The sequence below is a fragment of the Paenibacillus sp. 2RAB27 genome (genome assembly GCF_052115445.1).
In the GTDB taxonomy this organism is placed as follows: Bacteria; Bacillota; Bacilli; order Paenibacillales; family NBRC-103111; genus Paenibacillus_E.
Map to the genome: position 1 here is coordinate 25683 of NZ_JBFRGR010000016.1, position 25001 is coordinate 50683.

Annotated in this window: 23 protein-coding genes; 2 read left to right on the forward strand and 21 right to left on the reverse strand. The window is 43.4% G+C overall.

Annotated features, from left to right (window positions below; translation table 11 throughout):
• Window positions 1–24: 24 nt before the first annotated feature.
• The 4 genes from AB4114_RS20885 to ppsA all read right to left on the reverse strand — a co-directional run bounded on the left by AB4114_RS20885 (window position 25) and on the right by ppsA (window position 7449).
• Window positions 25–1776, reverse strand: a complete 1752-nt coding sequence (locus AB4114_RS20885) for an extracellular solute-binding protein (protein WP_441990175.1) — start codon at window positions 1774–1776, stop codon at window positions 25–27.
• 121 nt (window positions 1777–1897) lie between these two features.
• Window positions 1898–2989 carry a response regulator transcription factor gene (locus AB4114_RS20890; RefSeq protein WP_441990176.1) on the reverse strand — a complete coding sequence of 364 codons (1092 nt, stop codon included), beginning with the start codon at window positions 2987–2989 and terminating at the stop codon, window positions 1898–1900.
• A 14-nt stretch (window positions 2990–3003) separates the two neighbouring features.
• Window positions 3004–4620, reverse strand: coding sequence for a sensor histidine kinase (locus AB4114_RS20895; RefSeq protein ID WP_441990177.1), 1617 nt, complete (start codon window positions 4618–4620; stop codon window positions 3004–3006).
• A gap of 231 nt (window positions 4621–4851) precedes the next feature.
• Window positions 4852–7449: a phosphoenolpyruvate synthase gene (ppsA, locus tag AB4114_RS20900; protein WP_441990178.1), complete on the reverse strand. Its 2598-nt coding sequence runs from the start codon at window positions 7447–7449 to the stop codon at window positions 4852–4854.
• Window positions 7450–7718: 269 nt separating this feature from the next.
• On the opposite strand from ppsA, the gene AB4114_RS20905 reads away from it, so the two are divergent.
• Window positions 7719–8057, forward strand: coding sequence for a L,D-transpeptidase (locus tag AB4114_RS20905; RefSeq protein ID WP_441990179.1), 339 nt, complete (start codon window positions 7719–7721; stop codon window positions 8055–8057).
• Between the two features lie 21 nt (window positions 8058–8078).
• Here AB4114_RS20905 and AB4114_RS20910 read toward each other — a convergent pair whose 3' ends face one another.
• Together AB4114_RS20910 and AB4114_RS20915 are read right to left on the reverse strand one after the other, a co-directional pair.
• Complete coding sequence (locus AB4114_RS20910) at window positions 8079–9128, reverse strand: sulfite oxidase (RefSeq protein WP_441990180.1); 1050 nt, start codon at window positions 9126–9128, stop codon at window positions 8079–8081.
• 193 nt (window positions 9129–9321) lie between these two features.
• A complete protein-coding gene (locus AB4114_RS20915; RefSeq protein ID WP_441990181.1) occupies window positions 9322–10575 on the reverse strand; it encodes a serpin family protein in 1254 nt (417 codons plus the stop codon).
• 111 nt (window positions 10576–10686) lie between these two features.
• Here AB4114_RS20915 and AB4114_RS20920 point away from each other — a divergent pair, with 111 nt between their 5' ends.
• Window positions 10687–10851: a hypothetical protein gene (locus tag AB4114_RS20920; RefSeq protein ID WP_441990182.1), complete on the forward strand. Its 165-nt coding sequence runs from the start codon at window positions 10687–10689 to the stop codon at window positions 10849–10851.
• Window positions 10852–10877: 26 nt separating this feature from the next.
• Here the strand turns inward: AB4114_RS20920 and AB4114_RS20925 are convergent, their stop codons facing one another.
• The 15 genes from AB4114_RS20925 to AB4114_RS20995 all read right to left on the reverse strand — a co-directional run bounded on the left by AB4114_RS20925 (window position 10878) and on the right by AB4114_RS20995 (window position 24914).
• The gene (locus tag AB4114_RS20925; protein ID WP_441990183.1) at window positions 10878–11132 is read right to left on the reverse strand and encodes a hypothetical protein; all 255 of its coding nucleotides are present in this window, start codon (window positions 11130–11132) and stop codon (window positions 10878–10880) included.
• A 77-nt stretch (window positions 11133–11209) separates the two neighbouring features.
• Entirely contained in the window at window positions 11210–11374 is a 165-nt protein-coding gene (locus AB4114_RS20930; protein ID WP_441990184.1) for a GntR family transcriptional regulator, read from the reverse strand.
• Window positions 11375–11448: 74 nt separating this feature from the next.
• Window positions 11449–12162 (reverse strand): DUF1361 domain-containing protein, encoded by a 714-nt coding sequence (locus tag AB4114_RS20935; RefSeq protein WP_441990185.1) that lies wholly within the window; start codon window positions 12160–12162, stop codon window positions 11449–11451.
• Between the two features lie 193 nt (window positions 12163–12355).
• Window positions 12356–12715 carry a VOC family protein gene (locus AB4114_RS20940; RefSeq protein WP_441990186.1) on the reverse strand — a complete coding sequence of 120 codons (360 nt, stop codon included), beginning with the start codon at window positions 12713–12715 and terminating at the stop codon, window positions 12356–12358.
• 138 nt (window positions 12716–12853) lie between these two features.
• Window positions 12854–13444: a dihydrofolate reductase family protein gene (locus AB4114_RS20945; protein WP_441990275.1), complete on the reverse strand. Its 591-nt coding sequence runs from the start codon at window positions 13442–13444 to the stop codon at window positions 12854–12856.
• A gap of 86 nt (window positions 13445–13530) precedes the next feature.
• Entirely contained in the window at window positions 13531–13692 is a 162-nt protein-coding gene (locus AB4114_RS20950) for a hypothetical protein (RefSeq protein ID WP_441990187.1), read from the reverse strand.
• Window positions 13693–13887: 195 nt separating this feature from the next.
• Window positions 13888–14631, reverse strand: coding sequence for a carbonate dehydratase (locus tag AB4114_RS20955; RefSeq protein ID WP_441990188.1), 744 nt, complete (start codon window positions 14629–14631; stop codon window positions 13888–13890).
• A 165-nt stretch (window positions 14632–14796) separates the two neighbouring features.
• Window positions 14797–15780 (reverse strand): SGNH/GDSL hydrolase family protein, encoded by a 984-nt coding sequence (locus tag AB4114_RS20960; RefSeq protein WP_441990189.1) that lies wholly within the window; start codon window positions 15778–15780, stop codon window positions 14797–14799.
• Between the two features lie 19 nt (window positions 15781–15799).
• Window positions 15800–17200, reverse strand: coding sequence for a sulfatase-like hydrolase/transferase (locus AB4114_RS20965; protein ID WP_441990190.1), 1401 nt, complete (start codon window positions 17198–17200; stop codon window positions 15800–15802).
• Window positions 17201–17268: 68 nt separating this feature from the next.
• The gene (locus AB4114_RS20970) at window positions 17269–18915 is read right to left on the reverse strand and encodes an ABC transporter substrate-binding protein (protein ID WP_441990191.1); all 1647 of its coding nucleotides are present in this window, start codon (window positions 18913–18915) and stop codon (window positions 17269–17271) included.
• Window positions 18916–18929: 14 nt separating this feature from the next.
• On the reverse strand, window positions 18930–19823 hold the full coding sequence (locus AB4114_RS20975) for a carbohydrate ABC transporter permease (RefSeq protein ID WP_441990192.1): 894 nt from the start codon (window positions 19821–19823) through the stop codon (window positions 18930–18932).
• A 13-nt stretch (window positions 19824–19836) separates the two neighbouring features.
• On the reverse strand, window positions 19837–20811 hold the full coding sequence (locus tag AB4114_RS20980; RefSeq protein WP_441990193.1) for an ABC transporter permease: 975 nt from the start codon (window positions 20809–20811) through the stop codon (window positions 19837–19839).
• Between the two features lie 95 nt (window positions 20812–20906).
• Window positions 20907–22712 carry a sensor histidine kinase gene (locus tag AB4114_RS20985; RefSeq protein WP_441990194.1) on the reverse strand — a complete coding sequence of 602 codons (1806 nt, stop codon included), beginning with the start codon at window positions 22710–22712 and terminating at the stop codon, window positions 20907–20909.
• On the reverse strand, window positions 22712–23734 hold the full coding sequence (locus AB4114_RS20990) for a response regulator transcription factor (RefSeq protein WP_441990195.1): 1023 nt from the start codon (window positions 23732–23734) through the stop codon (window positions 22712–22714). Before AB4114_RS20990 ends, AB4114_RS20985 begins: the two co-directional genes overlap by 1 nt.
• A 259-nt stretch (window positions 23735–23993) precedes the next feature.
• Window positions 23994–24914, reverse strand: coding sequence for a hypothetical protein (locus AB4114_RS20995; protein WP_441990196.1), 921 nt, complete (start codon window positions 24912–24914; stop codon window positions 23994–23996).
• Window positions 24915–25001: the final 87 nt, after the last annotated feature.

Below are 25001 nucleotides of genomic sequence, written 5' to 3' on the forward strand. Positions count from 1 at the left end.
ACGCCTTTTGCAAGTTTGTACATGTTATTTTTTTAGAAGTTCAGCTACTTCCGCTGTGATCTGATCCCCGCCCTGAGCCTTCCAATCTTTAACAAACTTATCAAAAGTATCGATGGACGCTTGGCCAAGGATGATTTTTAGTACAGTCTCATCCTCCATCTTTTTCAAGTTAGCCCATTTGGTCTCCATTGTCGGTGTTTGGTTATAGGTCACACTGAACACTTTTTTATTGATCGGAATTGTTGAGAATGAACGGTCGCCAATCATAAGCGAATATAGACGCTGGAAATCACCGAAGTTTGTCTTGTCGAAGTTGCCGACATTTAGATTATCGTAGGGCGGCTTAATGACGTTTTGTACTTTCTTCGCATCCGCATACATCAGCTTATACAAGCTGTTAGGTACATTGTAATCTTCCGGTTTCTTCTGCCCGTTCAGTACTTTGAGTAACTCGGTATATTCATACTCGGTTTCATTAGCTGCCGCCATTACGTTGCGAAGTGGGTACCAGGCCACATTGACGGATAAATTGAACGTAGCCTCATCGCGAACAAGCGCGTTATTCATTATGAGAATAGCTTTGACCACGTCTGGTTTTGCGTTTTTACTAATGAGCGTATACGTACTGCCTGTTGTCTTCATATGGGTGTTCCATTTGCCATCATCGGTATATACAGGATAGGCTTGCCAATTGGCATTCGGGTCGTTTTTGAAGGAATCGCCATTTCCGTATCCCCCATTCCACCACGGACCAAAGAATATCCCCGCTTTGTTCGCATTGATTGGATCCCCTACGTTATCACGTGTCCCAACTTCTGGGTCAATGAGCCCCTTCTTATACCAATCAGCCAGTAAAGCAAGTGTCTTCTTCGTATTGTCCGTAGTTGTTCCATAGGTGACCGATCCATTGCCATTATCCAGCCAATAGCCCGGATATGCATCCAAAGCGCCAAATAACGGATCGAATCCACCCATGTTGTTGGACGAAACGAGGAAAGTAGCGTAGGGGAACGTATTCTTTGACGGACCTGCAATACCAATTGTTTTATCTCCGCCAAGCTTGCTATCAATGAAAGCTTTAGCTGTTTTCTCAACGTCTGCAACTGTCTTAGGCACCGGCATATTCAGTTTATCGAGCCAGTCCTTGCGAATCCACATGATGTGAACCCCATCGGTATCCACGGTGATATTGGGGAGTGATGTCATTTTGCCTTTGAAGCTTGCGTTTTCCAACGCACGTCCTTGTGTGCTGGCCATAATTTCCTTTACTTGCGAAGAAGCATACTGGTTGAACGAATCGGTGATATCGTACAGTAATCCCGAACTGGCGGCTTTTGTCATAAAGGAACGGTCATCAACGACCATACCGTCCGGAAGTTTGGCCGATGCAATGGATAGGCTAACCTTCTGCTTATAGTCATTGCCAGTTGCTGCTGTCCAGTCAACAATAATGTTGATATTGTACTTCTCCTTCAGATAGCGGGTATATTGGTTATTACCTACACTGTCACCTTGCGGCAACGTTTTGTCTGTTGGGTCTACAACCATACCGATATGAACGTCGACGGGAGACGGAAATCTGGCAAATGCTACATCATCCCCAGTTGTTGGTGTTGAACTTGTCGTTGAAGGCGCTTTCACTTCTGGTGATGCGGAAGCTTTCACATCTGATGTTGATGGGGTGGTCGTCTCCTTTGTTTCATTTGGAGACGTACAAGCTGCCAAGCTTGAAACCAGAAATGTTGTCAGGAGCACGCTTACAAGTTTTCTTTTCAACTTAATCCCTCCCTTATATCCTTTCACCATTATTATACATACAAGGTTTAGATAAAAAGTCTGAAGGATGTCTCGTGTTTAGGATGAACTCATGGATTCAGGGGGGGGATTTGTTCGACATTCAGTGATCAATTCTCCCTATGGCATTGAATTGTGCCCGAAATTCCGATGGAAGCAACCGCGTCTGCTCGTAAAAAATTTGTGAAAAATACTTGGAGTCGCCATAACCGACAGCATTGGCAATCCATGTCACTGGCCGATTTGTTTCGCATAAAAGCCGCTCAGCCGCACGGATCCGCTCTTGCCGGAGATAGTCGTTGAACGTTGAGCCTGTTGACTTTTTAAAACATTGGCAAAAATAGCTCCGACTCATATTCACATGTTCGGCCACATCTTCTGCATGCAGCGTTTCGGCTGTATGCTGGTGAATGAAAACAACCGCCTTGAGCATGCAAATCATCGTTTTCGTTAAATCTGTTGACTTGCTTACTTGCGAATAGATTAAAATTCGGTAGCGGCGAATCCATTCCACCGCTGTCCGGATGTCATCGATTTCAGACCAGAACCCCGTATCTAGCTGAGCGGCGATCTCGACTTGTGAGATCACTCGCATGAATAACCCCTCTAGACGGCGAACTGAACGATTCGACTCTATCGTTTGCGTGCATAAAGATTGGAAAACAGCCTCATTATACAACCAATATAGAGAGTGCCAATCTTGTTCGAGCTTGCGCCATTGCTCATCTTCTCGGAAACTGTTCTCATTCTCAACACGATTCGTTTGAACAGACACCGTTGTCGTGGATGCGGTTTTACCTGTGTGCTGTGGAAATTCGTCAGCCAGTTTATGCCGAATTCGGCCCAGAATTTGCTCGTCATCTTCTAACTCTAAGCGAACTTTCGAAATATAATCGAGAACGCCCAACCGGTAAGCTGCTTGCACAGTCTCAAAATCTTCATGAAAAGTAAGCATCACAGAACGCAAACTCGGGTGTTTGATTCGTGCAGCTTGTATCAGCTCTATTCCTGACATCACAGGCATAGAGATGTCGACAAACATGAGATCCACGGCATGCTGGTCCAGAAATTCCAAGGCTTTTGCACCATTCGCAGCTTCTCCAGCTACCTGCATACCATGTTCAGACCATGGCATGATGGAAATTAGTCCTTTTCGCGCGAGTTTATCATCATCGACAATTAAAACACGGATCATATCTGTTTCTCCTTTCAATAGGGGAGATACATGATAACGGTTGTACCCTGATTCGGAGTACTGTCAATTTGCAGACGTGCTCTATCACCATAGAAGGATTCCAACATCGACCGCACATATCGTAGACCGATCCCCCTGCCTCCCTGCTGTTGATCAGGTGATTCACGCTGTAGGAGCGCAAGCGTCTCCTCGCTAAGTCCTTTGCCATCATCGCGAATCATGATTTGGATGACACCAGCGATTTCGTCTGGCTGAATGCGCACCTCCAGCTTGCCGTGTTCATCAAGCCCATGACAGACGGCATTCTCTACAACCGGTTGAAGGATAAATCTGGCGACAGGACTGTCGAGATAGTCTCCGTCAGGAATATCCAAATTCACTTGGAAATCATAGCGCTTCTGCTGCAGTTCAAGATAGGCGCGCATGACCTTGGTTTCTGTGCGGAGCGTTGCCGTTTCCTGGGTCTTCCCTAAATTGTAACTAAGCAAAAAAATCAACGTGGATACAAACTTGTCGATTTCAGGCTGCCGATGCATAATAGCCAGCCAACGTACGGAATTAAGCGTATTCATTAGAAAATGCGGGTTAATCTGATAAGCGAGCTTTTCTATTTCCAACTGATGCCGTCGTTTCTCCTTGTGTTCCACATCGATAATCAATTGCTGAATTTGTTGCTTCATTTTATTAAACTGATCAAATAGCTTGTCAAATTCGGAAATGCCTGTTCGATATTGCATTGCGCCCATGTGACCTCTTCCGAGTGCCACCATTTCCGATTCGAATACGCGCAAGGGCCTGTTAATCAGTCGCAGCAACAGCAAAGCGATCGATAAAAGAATGATAAGAGCGATGCCTAATATTAACAACATATGATTTTTCCATGTGTAAAATTCGTGGTTATAGCTCTCTACAGGTAGCATTAGTGCGATATGATAACCGTAATCGCTAACTAGCTGATCCCATATGTATCCTTCTGTCACACCAGAACTTCCTCCCAGAACTAAGTTCTGGCCGGGTGAAAAAACACTTGGATTGCTGCTGTACTTCACCCTCTCGTCTTGATCACTCAACACTAGTACATACGGTAAATTTAGACTGGATGAAAGTTTACTAATGTCAGTCGCCAGTTCAGACTTGGCTTCGACATAAATCACTTGCTTCGTTCCATCGGAAAAAGTGATTTCTCTCGTCACCGAAACGACCTGATCATCGCTGAACCTGCAAAGTGACAAATGTGGCGATTGATAGTTGATACTCTCGTTGCCAGACACATTAGGCAGAGATTGCATCCTGAAATCTTCACGCAATGGCAGATTTGAATAAAGAGGGCGCTTCTCCTCTGGGTTATAATACATCACTAGTTCCATTGCTGGGTTAGAGAATGAGATCAGTCCGATATTATTTGATACACTTAGTGAAAGTTGAAGTCTATTATAGAGATCGTCTGTGGAGAAATAGGTATCCATGAGGTTGCCGACATTGCCTTGAGGAGTCATTTGCTGTGTTACCTGGAGTAGATTGTAATATACTTGCGTGAGTTTCATAGATTGCTGGTACAAATCGAAGGCCATGTTTGTTTTGATTTTGTTTTGCTGCATTGTGTCAATCGCATTGTACGAGACCGCTGCCATTAAAATGGAACATCCCAAAAAGCTCGATATCAGCGTTGCGACTATTCGTTTCCTAAGCGAAGTGCTGCCCACGTTCACCACCCCATAGTTGAACTACCTTTAGTAAGTTAAATCACCAAATACGTCCTTAGGATTCATCGTTATGAGTATTCGATACGAATTGTATATCTCCTTCTAATCAATTCTCGTTATAAAAACGATGCCCCCACAAAGGGCATCGTTTTTAACTGCCTATATAATTTCAATATACCCTTCTGTTCCATTCACGCGAATTCGTTGCCCATCTTTAATCAGTTTGGTTGCATGTTCCACCCCAACAACAGCTGGCAAGCCATATTCACGCGCGATAACGGCGCCATGCGTCATCAATCCACCAACTTCGGTGACGAGTCCTTTAATGGATACAAACAACGGTGTCCAGCCTGGATCAGTAAAGGACGTGACTAATATGTCCCCTTCTTCTATATTTGCATCTTCCATATTTAAAATGACACGTGCACGTCCTTCGATTACGCCTGAAGAAACAGGTAATCCAACTATCGCATCAGCGGGGAGATTTTCTCGGTTGTATGTACCCGAAATGATTTCACCATCTGACGTAATAACACGCGGTGGCGTTAGTTTTTCATATAATTTGTACTCGGCTTTACGTTTGCTGATGATCTGATAATCCAGTTTGTTTGTGCGTACGACTTCGTGAAGCTCTTCAAAAAAGAGATAAAAGATATCTTCTTTTTCAAGAATGACTCCTGCTTGTACGAGCTGTTCGGCTTCTTTCAGTAAAGCCTGCTTATACAAGAAATAACGGCTAACCCAACCGTATTTGGGATATTCACGATAACCGATGAAATTCCGAATGCGGCGGATCATTCGTTTTGTCTCTTCAGCTTTTTGTTCACCATCCGGCAATTGGCGTATTCGAGCTAATAACTCTTGTTCTTTTTCCAAAGCTTCCTGGTGCCCTTGTTCAAATTTTCGATGACCTTCATTAGGCTCAAAAGCTTTGATGTTACCCAGAATCATGGGAACCAGTGTAATTGGTTTTTCACTCCAACGCGTTTTAGAAATATCGATTTCTCCGGCGCATCGCATACCATATTTATGGAGATACGCATAGATTGCGTCATGAGCTTCCTGTCCACCCTCGAACTTAACCAGTTCATCCAAGAAGTTATCATCTTTCACATGCTGTAAATAAGCAATGACGTCCGGATAAGGGCGAATCACATCTGCAACACCCATTAATGCCAGACCCATTTCTGAAGTAATATTGTAGGGTACCGATTGAGAAAGTGTATCTGCTGCGTTTTTTTCACCTAACCACTCGTTCATTTTTTCATTGATCCATAATGAAGCATTTATGGCAGTCATAAACACAGCCGTACTTAGTGGGTCAAATAAGATCTTCTTTAATTGCTGGATATCTTCCAGAATATAATCAACGACATGGAATCCTGATTTCGTCTGGATGTTTTGTTTTAACTCTTCTACCGATGCGCGATTACTCTGAATCAAATCAGAAACGATGTTCGGATTGTTTTCAATTTGTTCCAGCATATCTGTATGACTTCTGCCTGGCATTGGTGGTGCTGTTGGATCATTTGGTAATAGTTTTATAAAATCTCGCTCTATGATGGTCATGAGTGCGCCTTTTATGAGCGGATCGGATCCGATGGTAGTTAATAAAGCTTCCCGACCAACAGGTGTAGCTAGCCTAGGTGCAACATCAATAAACAACCTCCCGCCAGCTTTACGCATAGGTGCAGGAGTAATTAACAGGTAGAAAGACAATCCCAGTGGTTTTATGGGATCTGTCATCATTTGTTGATGACCGACAGATAGATAGACGTGATTTTCTTGATCATTCGCTTCAGGGATCGGGTATAACGTCGTGATCGGCCTACTCTGGACAATATAAAATGTATCATCAGCCAAACACCATTCAATATCTTGTGGGTTGCCAAAATAAGTTTCGATCTGTCTTCCAATAAGAGCTAGCTGTAAAATTTGTTGATCCGTAAGTGTTTGAGATATTTGCTGATCAGGGTCGAGCTGCTTGGTTTCTGTTCCGCCTTCTTTTCTTCCGTAGATGGCCAATTTTTTGGTTGCTATCCGCTTATTGACGATTCCCCCATCTTGTACGGAATAACCATCGGCAGAGACCAACCCTGAGACCAACGCTTCTCCCAGGCCATAACTGGCATCTATGGATAGCCTCTTTCGATTAGACGTTATGGGATCCGCGGTAAACATAATCCCTGAAGCCTGCGGGAAAACCATTCGTTGAACGATAACGGCAAGATATACTTGACTGTGGTCAAATCCATTTTGCATCCGATAAATGACCGCGCGATCCGTAAATAAAGAGGCCCAACATAGGCTAATATGCTGTAAGATGGCATCGATGCCGATAATATTTAGATAGGTGTCTTGTTGACCAGCAAAAGAGGCATGTGGTAAATCTTCTGCGGTCGCACTAGAACGCACGGCATACGCATGTTCATCACCGAACTGGGAAAGATAGTCAGTAACTGCTGTGACAACATCAGATGGAATTTCTAAGTCCTTGATGATCTGTCGAATTTGTTTACTGATTTCACCAATTTGATCACGATCATCTACTTTTAGTGTAGTTAAGCGATCCAACAAAGCATGATACGATTCGTTTTGACCGAGAGCTCTTTGATACCCAACTGTTGTAACAGCGAATCCCTCTGGGACTTGCAGACCTTCAATTTTAAATAGTTCTCCTAAATTCAAACCTTTTCCGCCAACGAGTGAAAGCTGCGTTTTTTCCATTTCCTGAAACCCGAGAACCAAAAAACTCATTCAAGATCTCTCCTAACCATAGAGTGATAAAAAACATTTGACAAGTGTTTTACCGGCATGTTACACTTAGAGTGTAGGATGTAATAATTATGTTCATGAAAGTAAATAAAGTCGTAAACCGATTATATCATCGTGTCTGTATATATGCAATATGAAAGAACCTGAGCAATTTGCTCAGGTTTTTTTGTTTCCTCGCGCTTCTCTGATAATCGCTTCCTATCACTTCCGAAACTAGGCATGCATAGAATAATGCTTAGGAGGCGAAACTTATGCCAAACTATCGGATTATCGTCGATTTATCCGACCGTAATCTGTATTTGCTTGATGGAAATACGGTTACTCGCTCATTCCCGGTTGGAATCGGCAAAATGGTTACAAAAACACCTAATGGCGAATATACGATCATTAATAAACAACCTAACCCCGGAGGTCCATTCGGAGCCTTTTGGTTGGGCCTATCTAAACCACACTACGGCATCCACGGAACCAATGATCCTTCTTCGATCGGAAGGGAAGTTAGTCACGGTTGCATCCGAATGTACAACGAGGATGTGCTTCAGCTCGCTCAGCTCGTTCCCATTCATACTCGTGTTACGATTCGTCCATAATCTTATGCTGCTCTATACTGGTCACTCCACATAGACCTGAATTTGAGGCATTGAGTTGTTTTCATAACCTTTCACATTCCATTCCGCTTGAAGGGGTTGGGTATTATCCTTGTCATCAGTTGCCTTTACCATAATAAGATATGTTCCAGGTACAAGCACATGCCAATCCCACCCCCACCTTCTCCAGCTGTACTTTTCCTCTGGATCAAGCCATCTCACTAAGCTCCATGATTTTCCATGATCAAGACTAATCTCTACCTTTTTAACAAATCCGTGACCTGACCATGCTGTACCTGTAATGATATGCATTCCTCTTCTCATAATTGTTTGATCGGTGGGCTGGGATACTACGGCATTCACTTTCATTAATGTAACTGGTCTACGCTGAGTATCTGCTTCAGAACGGTACACGACATAATCATTGTCTTGAAAAGGACCTTTAAATTCTTGATCAGTAGCTACTATGCGGTAGAGCCATTTGACAGAAGCCATACCATACCAATTCGGAACGATTAGTCTTGCTGGATATCCATGTTTGTATGGTAGAGGTTTTCCGTTCATGTAAAGGGCAATCAGAGTATCGGGATGCATAGCTTTCTCTATAGGGAGGCTTCGGGCAAACCGGAAAGTGCCTGGAAAGTCCGTTCGTTCTCCTGTATCCATTCCTTCGAATATAACTTCACGAGCATTTGGACTAATTCCAGCTACCTGTAATAAAGTTCTAAGAGAAACTCCAGTCCAGATCGCATGGCTTACAGCCCCCTGTTCCCATTGAACCCCTCTGGTTTTAGGCCGGAAATACGCTCTTTTGTTTCCTGAACACTCCATAGTAACTGGCAATGTGATTTGAGGATATTGAAATATTGCTTGATAATTCAGATGAATTGGGTGTTGGACAAATCCTACTATACTAAGCATCCAATCATTTATTGGCAATGCCGGATATGGGAAATGATTGCGAATATAAAACTTGTTTTCTGGGGTAACCCAGCTTGAAAGAGCTAACATTGGAAATTCCTGATTCTCAGGTATAGTAGAGCGAGAAATCCTAGCAGGGTCATACAAATTCATATAAGGCTCCTTTCCAAATCATGGCTTCCCTATTTTATGAAATTCTGACTCCATTCATTCTTGGTGTCACATCAACATCATTCTTCCACTTAGTGCTTGACTACATGTCAAAAAGCCTCGGCGTGTGAAGGCCCAGGCTTTGATCATGATTCTGTTTGTTTGCGCAGTAACTCGTTGCAATTTTAGTTTGTGCTCATGGTTCAACCACGGACCCTACAAAAAGCCATGCCCCGGTCTGGCGGTCTTCAATCGCGAAGAAAAACGGCCGGTTTATCGTCATCTGGAACGGTCCATCGATTGGTGCGGAAGCCCCTGCCATCTGTACCGAAGTGACCGCTGCAGCCTCTGTTCCTTTTTCATTGACCTCGATGAACGTTTTGTGTGTTATCGCACTGATGAAAAGGTTGGGTGGAACAGGTGCCATGCCCGAAAAATCTGCATGAACTTCGTCAAAAGGCAGCGTCATGCCCATAGCCATGAGAGGTTCTTTAAGCTTTTCACTATAGTCGATCTTCAGACGGGGAAGCTTGATTTCACCTCGGCTCGACTGGAATGACTTGTACCAGCGCTCGGGATCTGCCCAAAGCTTATCGTGAAGAGCATCAAGTGAAGACGATTCATCTGGAAGAATGATCAGCATATCCATCTGCCCCTGTCCGTACGGCAAACGAATGGCTTGAAATCCCTCTTCCTGCAAATATTCGTAGGTGCCTGATTGCGACATCATCTGCACTTGTTTGGTGGATCCATCAGGCAGTTTGAAGCTTTCTTCTTTCGTGCCAGAAAGTTGGAATTCCTTTTTCCACCCTCCATTGAAATAGACCGCATTCATCAGGATCAAAACTTCCTTGGGATTGATGGAGTCAATTATCTGCGGAATTTTCCCGTTGGTATTCTTATTTACCCAGTCATTGATGGTGTCAGGCGCTTTGGGACTGTTGAAATCGAGTTCAGCTACTTTGGCGTCATAAAAGTTTTGAAGGGTCTTCATGAAATCAATGTGAAACGCTGCTCCCTTTCGTGACCAAAGTGAGTTGGCAATGTTCACTTTAACGCCGCTGCCCGAGTGCTGCAGAAGGTTGATGAGCATCTCGTTCCCCCGATTTATTTCATCCAAGGACATGCCTTGCCAGCCTAACGTTTTGGCCATTGAGGCTTGCGTTTCCCCCTTACTTCCGTTGTAAGACATGGCAAGCGCCAAAGAAATGCTGGTGGGCGAAATGAAAATGTTTTTCTTCTTGTCCTGTTCTGTTCGAACCAGTTGCCGATGGAGCTGCATGCCGAACTCGTTGCTTGCTTTAATGATTCGCCCATCAACTTTGTCCGCTGTAACTTGTCGTTTCTCCAATGACATCGAATTTTCAGCAGGATTACCACATGCATTCCCAATCAGTATCAGCAGCAAGCCAGTCGCAAGAAGCTTACTATTCCTAAAATTATTTTTCATTCTGGTCCCCCCTGTCATTCCTATATGTTATAGACGAGGGAACTTTACATAATGTTCCATAATCAACTTGGAATTAAATGCGAATCGTTAAGCTAAGAGGAGGAAGCAATTATGCAAGATCAGCAAATAATTCTCGGTTTAGCGCTTGTCAAAACGTATGCGCCACAGCGAAACGAACCAAATGGTAGAACGCTACATGCAAACATTCCGTTTCCGACCAACGATGGAATTTATCGAATATACTTGGGACAAATCGGTTTTCGTTTCGTGGTCTGAGCTTTTAAAGGAAATTCCACTACGTGTTAAAGAAAAAATAAACCCAACCTCTCATGTTTTTGCGAAAAGTTAAGCGCAGTACGCTGCACATCGTCCCAATTCCAGCTGCTGTCCGGCTCAGGCAGATTGGCTTCCCTGAAATGAGCTTTGTTGTAACACAAAATAATTGGTGAAAACGTGAATGGCTGCACATACAGGTTACCAACGTTTGTGAACGGTCTCATTAGCCTTCCAACGTAAGGGTCGGGTAATACCCAAACTTCAAAGTCAACTTCTCGCATAACCCTGCTCCAACTACGCGAGTGTCGACACGTGGCACTTTTTCAATCATTTCTTGTGCGAGTAATTGATTCAACCCTTAGCGGATCGAGTTTTTACTGAGACTATACTGCTCCGCAAGCATTAATTCGGATGGCAAGTACTCACCGGGCTGCAGTTTTCCCGTTACGATGTTATGGCTCAGAGATGCGACCATCTCCTCCAATCGTGTTCGAAAAGTGGATCGACTAGATTTACCAATCATGAAACTTTGAACCTCCGGGTTGTTCTTTATTGGTATGTATCTGGGTTATATTATCGTAAAATCAGTTAGTTAAACTATAATTTCCTAACTCTTGTTATGGCATAGAACAGTACGTAACTAATGATTAAAACCATAAACATGAACTTACAGAAAAAGAAAATATGATAAAGCTTACTTCTATCCGTTAACATGATAACTAATTCATTCAAGATATAACCTGGTCGCATGATAACGTCCCAACTATTCCATCGAACGAACCGGCCAATGTAGATTCCAAAACTACTTAGTAAGAGAACGAAAATTACAAAAATCCAGCTAGAAATAACCCCAAATGTTATTCTCACCAAATTCTGCACGGAAAACAGCGAAACTGATCCCAATAAAAGCCCTAGTATAGCGATCGTAAATATACTAAATAAATGCTGCCAAAACACGACATCTGCCCAAAATCGCTTAGTAGGGTCAAAGCTGTACCGCGCGAATACATGAAGTAAATCCGTCACAAGATAAGGTGCATTGGGAAAGAAGAAAAACCATGAAGCTCCCACGAATAGGAATAATACTGCACGCATTTTCTTACGGGTATAACAAAATAGTAAATCTAGAATTACGGCAATTCCTACTGGTACCCATGCAAGAAATGTATCCCAAAAGATAAATAAATAGAGTCTATTTCCAGACGGAGATTGGATGTTATAGACACTGATTAAACTAATTAACGTAGCAACACACAGGACGATAATGAGATAAATTTTTCCTGGGTAGTTTAGGGAATTTAGTTTTTCCAAGATTGTCCTCCTGAGTAAAATAAAAAGGCAGGAAGATTTACTTCGCTAGCCTTAATTTTTGTATAAAATAACACTACCAGATTATGGATTTAATTCAAAGCATGAACTTTTGCAAGTTTCCCGTTCTACTTGTTCTACCTTGATTACATTACAAAAAGAGCTACCCCGCGGCAGCCCTTAATTGATAAAATTTTCAATTTATATTCCCATCCTTTATCTCTATCCTGTTACCCTCTGGATCAATAATGACGCCAATGATCCCCCAATCAAATCTTTTTACATCAACATCCACACCTCTTTGCTTAAGTTCAAACACGGTTTGGTCAAAATCATAAACATCAATTCTTAAACATACGGAACTTTGCGCTCTTGTTTTTTCACTCTGCGATGCTACTCCCTTTCCTTCGATTAATAAGTAACTATTCCCAAAATCTAAAAATGACAAATCATCTTTTTGCAATCGTAATGTTAATCCAATTTGGTTTACATAATAGTCCACTGCTTTCTCATAATTCTCTGTAAACAAAATAATTCCCGATTCTTTTATTTTCATAGACTGTTCCTCCTTTAAAATAGGGTTGTTCACAATTATTATACTTACTATACGTTTATGGTTATAAAGTAGCAAGTAAATTCTGGAAATTAAAAATGTAGACCCTTAGCAATTAACTGAGAGTCTACATTTTTTTATTTATTTCCCACTCCAATGATAGATGAGTTGCACAACGCCAGATGAAAACGTTTTTGTATGCACTAGTTGTAAATTCAACCTCTGTTTAATATCAACGAATAACGGCTTACCTTCTCCCAGAATAACGGGATGAACAGACAATCTAAACTCGTCAACAAGTCCTAAATGGATAAAAGTTGTAATAAGACTTGCTCCGCCATATAGCCAAATATCTTTGCCAGGCTTATTCTTTAATGTCGTTACTTCTTCAAAAATATTATCATTGATGTAGATGGCTTTATGATCAGTACCTTTTTGTGTCTTGGAAAACACATATTTATATTTACTATGAACTAAGCTCCACAATTCTTTATCAGCATCCGCATGATCTAACTCTGGTGTATATTGTCCCCATAAATCATAGCTTTTCCGGCCATACAAGATGGTATCAATTTGGTTTAGGAAATCGACAAACCCCATTTCAGGATCCATCACGCACCAATCAACTTCTCCATTTTTCCCTTCGATATACCCATCTAACGTTACTGCCAAATCTAAAATTATTTTCCGTTTCAAGAGTAGTTGCTCCTTTCGTCGATCTACAACAAATATAAACCTTGAATATGTCACCTTATGTCATAATAAAAAAGCCACGTTATCCGCGGCTTTGATTGAGATACTGTTATTCCAAAAAATCGTTAAGCTTTCTTTATGCTGTAAAAACCAAAACGTTCAATTTCCTCAAGAGCTTTACGACCAAATGACTCGACTAGCTCATCGGCTCGGATTTTGGTTCCACCCAGTGTTATCCCGTCCCAGCGTACAATTCGACCGTCTTTAACCAAAAAATAATCATCCATAGTAGTACCTCCAGAATTAATATTTTGGGATTTGCTGTATGCTTAGATATGTAGAGCAAGAAGTTGCCTATCCATATTTTAGCACAAATTCATAAGGAATCATAAATAACATTCAGGGAGCAAGAAACTCTGCGTTTACGATTAGTATCCAATAAGAAAAGAGCTGCCACCCGGCAGCCCTTTAGCAATGTAGCATCATTTTTTCAATAAAAAGTTTCGCTCAAAGGCGACGCCACAAGAACACCGCTCTGTACCGAATAATAGATGATAAGAATGAGGGAACTCCCGATTTACGCGTTGTACTTCGCGGGCGAATTCAACTTGATCTTTCGGCACTCTGCGCAGAGAGTCAGCTTTAGCTTGCGTATCCACATGCGCTCCAGGTGGAACGAATCGATTAGGCGCAATTTTTACTCCGCCGGTAACTACGGAATCCATAGATATCACTGAGCCATGCCCTATAGAGGCATTAAATATGATAGATTTGAATCCTACGAATACCTTTTCCCCAATATAACAAGGACCATGAATGAGTGCCCCATGAGCAATGGAGACGCTGTTTGCGATATAGATCGAATACTTTTTGTTATCGACCAAGATATATTCGTGAGCCAGTCCGTGCAGGACGACTCCATCTTGAATATTCGTATTTTCCCCGATAAAAAAAGGCGTACCTTCATCTGCACGCAACGTGGCATTTGGTGCGATATAGACATTTTTACTAAGTGTTACATCGCCAACAACACTAGAATACTGGCTGATAAAAGCCGTGTTATTAATGATCGGGAAACGTTGTTCGGGGGTGAAGGTCGTAATTGGATTCGGACTGATTAAGCGAGCAAATAAGTTAACGGGTCCTCGAGGTAAATCGCCGGTAGATTTCTTAATTTTAATCTTATTCATGAATACAGGTTTCCAAAGATTTTTGACCTTAGTCATATGCTCACTCCTAGGAGATATCCGTGTCTTACATTACACTATTCAGGATATAGGCGAACGTCACAGTTCCGTACAATTACATTACAAAAAACCCCTTAATGCCGGGTCACATGCAGCCGGTTCATTAAGGGATTTTTGAATAAATGGCGTATGTAGCAATCTTACTTACATATACCTATCTTTTAATTTTCCGAGTACCTGATTAGCCATAATTTTATAGCCTCCTGCATTCGGATGCAGCTGGTCTGGAAGGTGGTCGACAAAAGCTTCTCCCATGATTTCCAAGCCGTCTACATACGTAAGGTTTGAGTCCCCATAAGAAGTTAGGATATTCACCGCTTCTTGGATCTCCTTCCTCATGGTAACCAAGTTCATCCCTACTACGTTCTCGTCCGTTTCCCTGTGAGGACAATAAATAGGCGAAAATAAATAGATAGGCGTATAGGGATGCTTTTCCCGAATGATCGACACCATGCCAAAGATCGCAGAACGAAAGGTCCGGATATTTAAACTATGGCCACCCATCACATTAATGCCAAGACACAAGGAAATGACGTCAGCTGGAAGGTCACGAATGACGCGAGCAACCATGGGTTCCAAATGACATTGTCCAGCGAATCCCAAACATGTCAGATCCCAACTTCTATGGCGTGCAACGATTGCCGGCCACGTATGAGCTGGACTTTCAGCAGTGGTGCATTGTGTGATGGAGCTCCCGTATGTAACCCACCTTGATTGATTGCTTGGCGCGAGCACAGCCGTTGCCCCCACATCAACCTTGAGAGATTTCACAGTGACGACAGCATATTGCGGAAAATATAAGTCAACTCGCTTCATACTGTCTGGTAAGTTTGAAAATAAACAGAGGTCATCACCAGCAAGGAGAGTCTTGGTTCCGATGTATTCATCTTCAATTACAATGTCAAATTGTCTATCTTGATCCTCAGATGCGACGTGTAGACCCACTGTCCTGGAGTCGGTTAGAAAAGCAAGTCTTACACCCGCTGCTTCACCTGCTTTCTCCACTAATTTAGATGCATATAAGCGGAGCTGGTCGTGAGGTAAACGCCAAGGTTGAAGTCCGTTTTCATTCGTTTCAATGGAAACGGCACCCCGAAACCAAGCGTTATTGATTTCAATGGTTTGCATGTTCATTTCACCTTTCAATCTATACGAGAACTGGAATCACGGGCTTATCTTGCAAAATATCACTGGAAGCATGCATCCAAGCTACTAATTCAGAGGCAAGCCGTTTAATGTGCTCAGCATACTCAGGCTCTGCGGACAAGTCATGCGTTTCCCATGGATCGTCTTGTAGATCGAACAACTGGATTCGTTCCGTCCCTGTGTTAGTAATTGGCGAGCGATAATATCGGATCAACTTCCATCGACCATCCGTTACCATTCGCTGCAAATCTCGATAAACGGAGCCTACGATTCCGCGATCACCAACGCTTTCTCCTGAGAAGATGGGATGCAGTGATATGCCTTCGGTTTCCTCAGGCAAGTCGACCTCACATAGCCCGGCAACTGTTGGGAATATATCGATATTACTGGCCAGCGCATGCACCTGGTTGCCTTGCGGCACACCCGGGCCTCGGAAAATAAGCGGGATGCGCACGCTATGTTCGTAAAGGTTCTGCTTGCCCATCAGTCCGTGTTGCCCGACTGCCAAGCCATGATCCGCAGTATAGACGATGAGCGTATTGTCATAGATGCCCTTAGCCTTCAGCGCTTCAATGACCCTACCAATTTGCGCATCCATGTGGCTTATCATCGCGTAATAATCGGCCATATGCTGCCGAATTTCGTCCTCGTCCCTCGGCCACCCCGCAAGTTTTTCGTCCCGCACGACCATATCCCCTGTATCGAATGGATGTTCTCGCATAAAGTTCGGAGGCAGCGTTATATCAGACTTGTCGTACATACTTGCATACGGCTCAGGCGCGGTTCGCGGATCATGCGGTGCTGTATAAGCGACATACAGGAAAAATGGCTGCTTTTCCTCATAATCCTCGATAAAGTTGACGGCTGCGTTGGTAAACAACTCAGTTGAGAACGTATGTTCCATATATTCCTGTTCCTTCGGATACATCCCAGACGGGTCATAATCAAACACAGGAACATGGGTATGATCGCTCATCCCGTGAAAATGCAGCTTATCTCCCCCTTCGAAACTCCGGGCGAGGCTTGCCTTGTCGTTGTGCCATTTGCCGACCGCATGTGTACGATACCCAGCATCGCGCATTGTCTGCGGCATGAGCCGAACATCCGAGCGAATTACGCTCGAATGTTCCCGGTTCGTCATATCCTTGCCGATCGTCGCTCGGAAGAGCGGAATACCGGTATGGACGCATGCTCTGCTTGGCGCGCAAACCGCTCCGGTTAGAGCACCGAATATATGTGTATTCCGACATGCTGTCCCGCTGGCTACCAGCGAATCCAGCACCGGCGTCCGCACGGCTTCATTGCCGTAAGCTCCGATAGCTTCACCACGATGATCGTCCGCTATAAGAAATACGACATGAGGTCGTTCAGCTAAATCCGTCTTAATCGTTTTCTCTTTCATGTTAAACACGCTCTCCCTTGCCACATCATTCTGTATGATCTGGATGTGATCTATTTCTATTTCTGTTTCTATTTCTTAGCTTTAAATTGGGTATAAGCTTGTTGGTAAATTTCCAAGTAGCGTTTAATATTCATTTTGTCCAACGTGCTTAAGTAGTTGTTCCACTCTTTCTCAACGTCTAGTGAGCCTGTAACTGTTTTGGCGAAAAATTCAGTTCTGTAATCGGTCAATGTCTTCTCAAGCGTAGATAGTTCCTCGGCCTGTTCGTTTGTGAAGAACAATGGCGGTACAATCTTGCTCGGATTCGTTCCAAAAGGTTCGTATTTTTTCGTTTCATTATATAAAATAAGTTCAAGTGAATTTTTCGGATCCGCCGCTACGCTTAAGCGTAACTCGTTCGTACGCAGCGAAGGTCCTGCTTGCGCCCAATGTATGTTTTGCAGCTTGCCAAACGATACGATCGGTTTCCATACCGCTTGCTTACCGTTAACGCCAAGCTCACCTTGGGCAGGACGCACCCACTCTTGATCTGGACGTCCCTGTGTACTGCGGAGTGTCGCTTCTTCCGAAAGCAGCAAGTCAGCCATACGGAATGCGGCAGCCGGATTTTTCGCTTTATTCGTAATGACGTATTGTCCTGCAGAAACCGCATAAGGATTGTAGGCTGTAGAACGTATCCCTGTTGGCCCTTTGAGCGGAGGAACGGAGACGTAATCTTTGAATCTCGCGTTATCCACTTCGACGAATACCGTCTGATTTTGTGACGCAATGGCTCCCAGAATTGGAATTTCCGGGTTCATCCCCATTTGTTTCAGCTGGTTTCTATCTTGCGTAAACGTTTGCGGGGAAATTAAGCCCTCGGCGAACATTTTATTCATGTACTTCAAAGCTTCTTTCCACTCAGGTTGATTATAGGCAACTTGGACCTTGCCATCCTTCACAAAGCGCAGGTTGAAATCCTTCTCGATAAATGCACTTGGCAGAAATAGATCTAACGTAGAGGAGGGTCCATTCGTTGCACCCACAAGCGGGATCTCATCTGCTTTACCATTTCCATTCGGATCTTTTTCTTTAAAAGCTTTGAGTACTTGATAAAACTCTTCCGTCGTTTCTGGCATTTTTAACCCAAGTTTATCAAGCCAAGGTTTATAAATCCACATTTTCTGACCAAGTGAGCAATGGTAACAATCATTGACCTGTGGAACCGAATAAATTTTACCGTCAGGCATCGTAATCAGATCTTTCACATAGGTAACTTGTTCGAACATCTTTTTCATTTCAACACCATATTTGTCGATGTAGGGATTCAGCGGAATAAAGACGCCGTCCTTCCCATAAATCGATTGCTGAATCGGCGATACACTCATGTTAAGCAGCACGTCTGGGTAATCACCACTTGCGAGTGAAACGTTGAGCTTCTCTGCAAATGTTTTTTCCGGAGCCACTTCCCAATCGATATGAATGTTCGTTTTCTCTTCTAACCACTTGGTGAACTCGTTTGTTGCGAAGTTTTCGACAATGCTGGAGCCTTTGACCATCACTTTGAGTGTTGTCTTTTCTTTCGTGATCGGGAATTGGCCCGCTGGTGTTACTTGATCATCGACGATGGTTTCCGTCTGCTTGGCAGCCTCCTTCGATCCGCTGTCCGAACATGCGCTTAGAAGTACTAATGACGATGCCGTAATTGCTACTAAAGCTTTTAACCCTCTTTTCATGTAAAAACCTCCCTTTAGCCTTTTAATGAACCAATCATCATGCCTTTGACAAAATGCCTTTGTATGAATGGATAGATGATGAGCACGGGCAGCGTAGACACGACGATAAGGGAAAATTTCAACAACTCCCGCAGACCATCTTTTGCAGCCTGATCTGCAAGGTCGGTTATCATCGACGCATCGACCTCGTTTTGCACCAAAATATCCCTTAACACCAATTGAATCGGGTACAACTCTTGATGTTTCAAATAGAGCAATGCGCTAAAGTATTGGTTCCAATGCCCTACTGCATAGAACAAGGAAATGACTGCTATGATAGGGCCTGACAAGGGAAGTACGATCTTTCGTACAAATGTAAAATCACTACAGCCATCCATTTGAGAGGCTTCAAGCAATTCTTCGGGAATGGTCGTTTGAAAATACGTGCGGGCAATGATCATATTCATCACACCGAGCGCTCCTGGAATAATTAATGACCACCTTGTGTCGATCATACCAAGCTCTTTCACAACCAGATACGACGGGATCAATCCCCCTGAAAACATCATGGTGAATACGAACAACGCCATGACGGCATTACGTGGCATAAAATCTTTTCGCGAAAGCGGATATGCCGCAATGAGTGTAAACAGGACATTGATGGTTGTTCCCACCACGGTATAAAATACGGAATTCAAGAAGCTCGACATGATCAAGCGATGCTTAAATACTGCTTCATAACCCGCTAGCGTCGGCTCAATCGGATACAACCAGACTTTGCCGGAAATAACCGCGGTGGATGAGCTGAAGGAAGCACTGACAATATAAATCAACGGATATAGAATCGTAATAGTAAAAATAAATAGGATGATGTAATTCAGAATTGTAAAAAGTCTGTCATCTGCACTTTCCTTAATGCTTCCCGTCATTGACGCGCCTCCTTTACCACAGACTGGTTTGCCCTAATTGTCTAGCTATTCGATTAACGAGAACGAGCAGGATCAAATTAATGACCGATTTAAACAACCCAATGGCAGATGAATAGGAATAATTGATTGCGGTTGATGCCAAACCGACTTTGTACACAAAGGTATCGATGACTTCCGATGAGCTCATATTCAGCGGATTCTGCAACAGCAACACCTTTTCGAAGCCGATGTCTAACACATGGCCGGTGTTCATGATGAGCAGAATGACCGCAACCGGCAGAATACCAGGCAAATCGACGTGCCACATTCGCCGTACTTTATTCGCGCCATCTACAACAGCTGCCTCGTGGAGCGAAGGATCGACAGCTGCAAGCGCTGCCAAGTAAATGATGCAGGAGAATCCAACATTTTGCCAAGTACCGGACCAGACAAAAACATGTGAAAACCACTCGGGTATACCCATGAAATTGATGGTAGGCAGTCCGAAATACTTCATAATCTTCTGGATCAGGCCTACCCGAGGATCCATCATTTGCAAAATGATACCTACCATGACAACGACAGAGATAAAATGCGGCGCATAGGTGATCATTTGCACGGATTTTTTAAAGAAACGAGAATTAACGTAATTCAAGGAAAGCGCGAGTATGATGGGGAACGGAAACCCCGCAAGTAAACTATAGAGGCTGAGAACGACTGTGTTCTTCATAATCCGCACAAATTCATACGAATGAAAAAAACGATCAAAATGCTTCAGCCCAACCCAATCACTGCCCCATACCCCTTTTGTGGGAATATAATTTTTGAACGCAATCACAGCACCATACATCGGCACGTATTTGAAAATGATCAAATAAATAATGGGCAGCAGCATTAGCACGTAAAGCTGCCAATGGTTGGATGCATTTTTCTTAAGCCTAAACAAGTAATTTTCCTTTTTCACGAAAACTGCAGATCGTGTGCCACTTTTACTAGCCGATATGTCCATAAATCCCTCCCTAGTCGATGACCATAACTCGGTATGTGTAATGTACATCTGTCTACAGCATACAAAAAGCAAGGTGCGCCAAGCATTGTGTTCATTTACACCGCTATGACTTTTTTTGCACTGGAAGTTGGCATGTGAATCGTAACTTTCGTGCCGCTCCCCTGCTCGCTTTGAACAGAAAGTCCATACTGCTGCCCGAAAACCATCTGAATTCGGTTATGCACATTGAGCAGTCCGATGCTGCCTTCGAATGTGGGTTGCGTATCCACCAGCTTCTCCTGTCGGCTATTCAGGAGTCGTGTGTTTAATTGCAGTAGGGATTCGGCTTCGATACCGCAGCCATTATCTTGAACGATGACATAAAAATCCGCTTCATTCTTCCAAGCGTCTATAATGATTGTGTGCTTATCCTCGATTCCATAGGGAAACGCATGCTTAAATACATTCTCCACCAAGGGTTGCAGCGTCAAACGAACCATGCTGTCCAGCAAATAATCCGTAGAGATCCGAACATCAATCTCGAATTCGCGCTGGTTGCGATATTTCATAATCGACATGAAGTACAGAATGTGTTTGAGCTCATTCGCTACCGTAATTTCCTCCAAGTCAGTACGGATGGAATAACGCAGCATATACGACAGAGAACGAACAATGTCTTTGATTTCGCTGGATTTTTGGATGACAGCATAGCAAATAATAATTTCCAACGTGTTGTACAAAAAGTGCGGGTTAATCTGTAATTGCAGGGATTGAAACTCCGCTTGCTGCCGTTTCATCATATTGTCTTGATTGCGCAGTTCGGTCTCGTAAACCCGCTCAACCAACTCTTCCAGCCGAGAGACCATCGTATTATAGCTGATGATTAGCTGGTCCATTTCATCTAAGCTCCCAGTGAGTGGTACTCGAGTCCATAGACCTTTTGCCGTCTGACGCATGCCATTCTCCAATAATCGAACAGGACGAACAATCGATTGACCGAATCGATAAGCTAGGAATGTGGCCAAAAACAAAGTAATGATACCTACAATTAATATCGTTTGCCGCAAATCGGAAATGGGCTGTCGCTGTTCAGAAATGGACATGCTTGCCACTAACGTCCAACCGGAGTAATCGGATTTTCTGCTGAAAAATACTCGCCCCGGTTCTCCGGGCAATTCAAATACTTGATCTGTTTTGGCTTCAACCGTATTGAAATGCATGCCATCGAGCTGTTTCCCGATTCGGCTCGAATCCGGATGATACAGTATTTTCCCACGATCGTTAACGATAAAAAAATACCCCGAGTTCCCGAGTTTAATACCCTTCCAGAGCGTGTTTAACTCCCCAATTTTGAGCTCAAAACCCATGATCCCTTTAAATAAGGTAGATGAGGTTCGATCCGCCAATTTGCGTATGAGTGTGAGATGACCGTCTAGAAATCCGGAATCTTTGATCGTGAGCTTCCCGTTAATCGTATCGTCATCCTTCATCTGTTCCACATATTCATCAAAACCCTTGTAATTAAAAGGGACAATGTGAGCATTGAAATCGGTTGCTTGGAACCCGTTGTAACCGACGATGTATGTCATCGAGATTTCTGGATTGTTAATGAGAACGGGTTGAAATACTCCCTTCATCGCTATTTCGGAAGAATAAAACCCTGAAGTAGCATGGTAGGGAAGATCTAGCGCCTCTTTCACTACAGGTGAAATTAAAATTGAAAGTGTAGCCCTCTCATAGCTTTTCAGAAATAGATCGGTTTCATGTAGGACATTATCAACGATTTGAGTCAACAGCCCTTCATACTGGTTCTCCAGTTCGTTGGACGATCGCCAATAGCCGGTAACCCCCACCGTCACCAAGGCTAACGTGATAATAATGACGAAGTAGATGTAAACCTTACGAACAAGTCTGCTATTCATTACTTGATCCCGAGCAGTCCGCGATATTCGGTGGGGGAATATCCAGTTGCCTTTTTAAATACGCGCGTAAAATGCGGGTAGCTCTCGTAACCAACCTCGGCTACAATGTCGATAATTTTGTAATGGGGTACGGCAAGCAGTTGTTTAGCTCGATCAATGCGTTTGCGCATCCGGTGTTGCACGAAGGTTTCGTTCGTATGTTTCTTAAAATAATGGCTGAAATAGGTCGGCGTTAGTCCTAGCTTCCCTGCAACTTTCTCCAGTGAAAGCTCATCCTCGAAGAGATGCTCATCAATATATTGAATCGCTGCCTCCAGTACATCGATTCTCTCATGATTGCGATATTCGCTCAGCCGCTGAATCCAGCTTCTTATTTCCACCTGAAACCTTTCGTACGTAATCGTGATGACTGTATGCTCCTCTACAAATGGTTTCACCTCAACCCTGTATGCCCCTCTGGCATTCAGTTTCTTGTGAAGTAACTTTACTGCGTCGGATACCCGCAGGTGTTGTTGGAGCTCCGTATCAACATCGAACAACTCCCGTTTGCCCTCATCAAGCAATTCATCGACCCGTACTTTGTCCATCATCCAAATCGCTTCTTCTAATTGATCGATCCATTGTTCAAAATGAGTAAAGGAAATAAGTGCAGCTTCCCGCATGGATAGCATTTTATTCAATATTGGAAAAAGCTCGATTTCTGTAATTGGCTTCAGTAAATATTCTTGTACACCGTAGGACATACATTTTTGCGCATAGGCAAAATCTCCGTATCCAGAAAGGACGACAACTTTGGTTGATAACTTTAGTTGCTGTATATGTCGGCATAGCTCTAGCCCGTCCATCCGAGGCATTCGTATATCTGTCAACACGACGTCAGGAGGGTTAGCCATAATGTTCGACAAGGCGGACTCGCCATCCGTAAATACGTCGATTTCATTAAATCGTTTATATTCTTCAATCAGCGTTTTGAGGCCAACTCCGATGATTGGTTCATCGTCAACAATGCAGATTCTAGCCATTCGATTGCCCCCTCGTGTTTCAAAAATGAAAACCCTCGATCGCCTCTGACAAGAGGGCACTACTTAATTATGTTCCGATATCCTATCGTCTGAATACCCATCAAAACATGAACAGCGTCATCAAAATCGAAACTTTGAACCTTTACTTATCCGATTGGGTAAGCAAAATACAGACTGATGTCACCATTTGATGGTTCTGCAAAAAAGAAAAAAGACTGCCTCAAACCAGGCAGCCTTACTTAAATTCTGTTATATGTCGTTATACACGACGCAACTTCGTTATACGCCCATCGATAATCCACTCGGCCACATAGACATCTCCCAGTGAATCTACACAGACGCCATGAGGTGAACTAAAGCGGTTATCCCGATAATATTCCTTGGGTAAATTAGGCCAACCTTGCTGTTTGTAGGCTAATTGATCTTCACCAAGATGAGCGACAAGTGAATCATCTTCCGAGTTGAATACAGTCACCCTACTATGTAAGTCGGGGAAGAACATGAGTCCCTCATGAAAATAGAAGGAGCATGGCATATCCATATCATTGTCGATAAAACGCTTGAAATCTCCACTTAGTGTGAATACTTGAATGCGATGATTCCCTCGATCAGCAACATAGAGCTCAGGTTCGCTGCCCGTGAGTTTAACGGAAATGCCATGGGGGCATTTCATTAAGCCAGGTTCACTTCCTGTTCCACCCCAAGAATGGATACGATCTCCTTGGGCATTATACTGATGAATCCAATGCTGACCGTAGCCGTCCGTCACATAAATGTCGCCGTTTGGCGCGACAGCCAGATCAGTTGGCTTGTATTTTTTTTCATCAGAGTAAACGTCACCTAGATCAGGCGGAGTCAAACGAAGTACGACTTCACCGTTAAGTGTTGTTTTTACCACTGTCCCAAGTCCACAATCCGTCATGTACAAATATTCACCGTCATGCTCTTTATGGAGGTATAAACCGTGTGCATTGGCTTCTATACCTTCAACAGTCCACGATTTGATCCATTCGCCTGAACGACTGAATACCGACATATTCGGCACGCCTGTATGAAGTACGTAAATATTGTCTTCCGAATCGGCAACAATGCCATGCGTATAACCAAAAGTCTGACCTTCTGGAAGACGTCCCCACCCATTTACCACTTCTGTTCGAAACATGCGATTTCCTGTTTGCATACTTAACCTCCTGAGCGATATGTGAATTTGATAGACAACATGTATAATCAGACATCACTTTATGTCTTTTGTAAAGCTTTTTCGAGT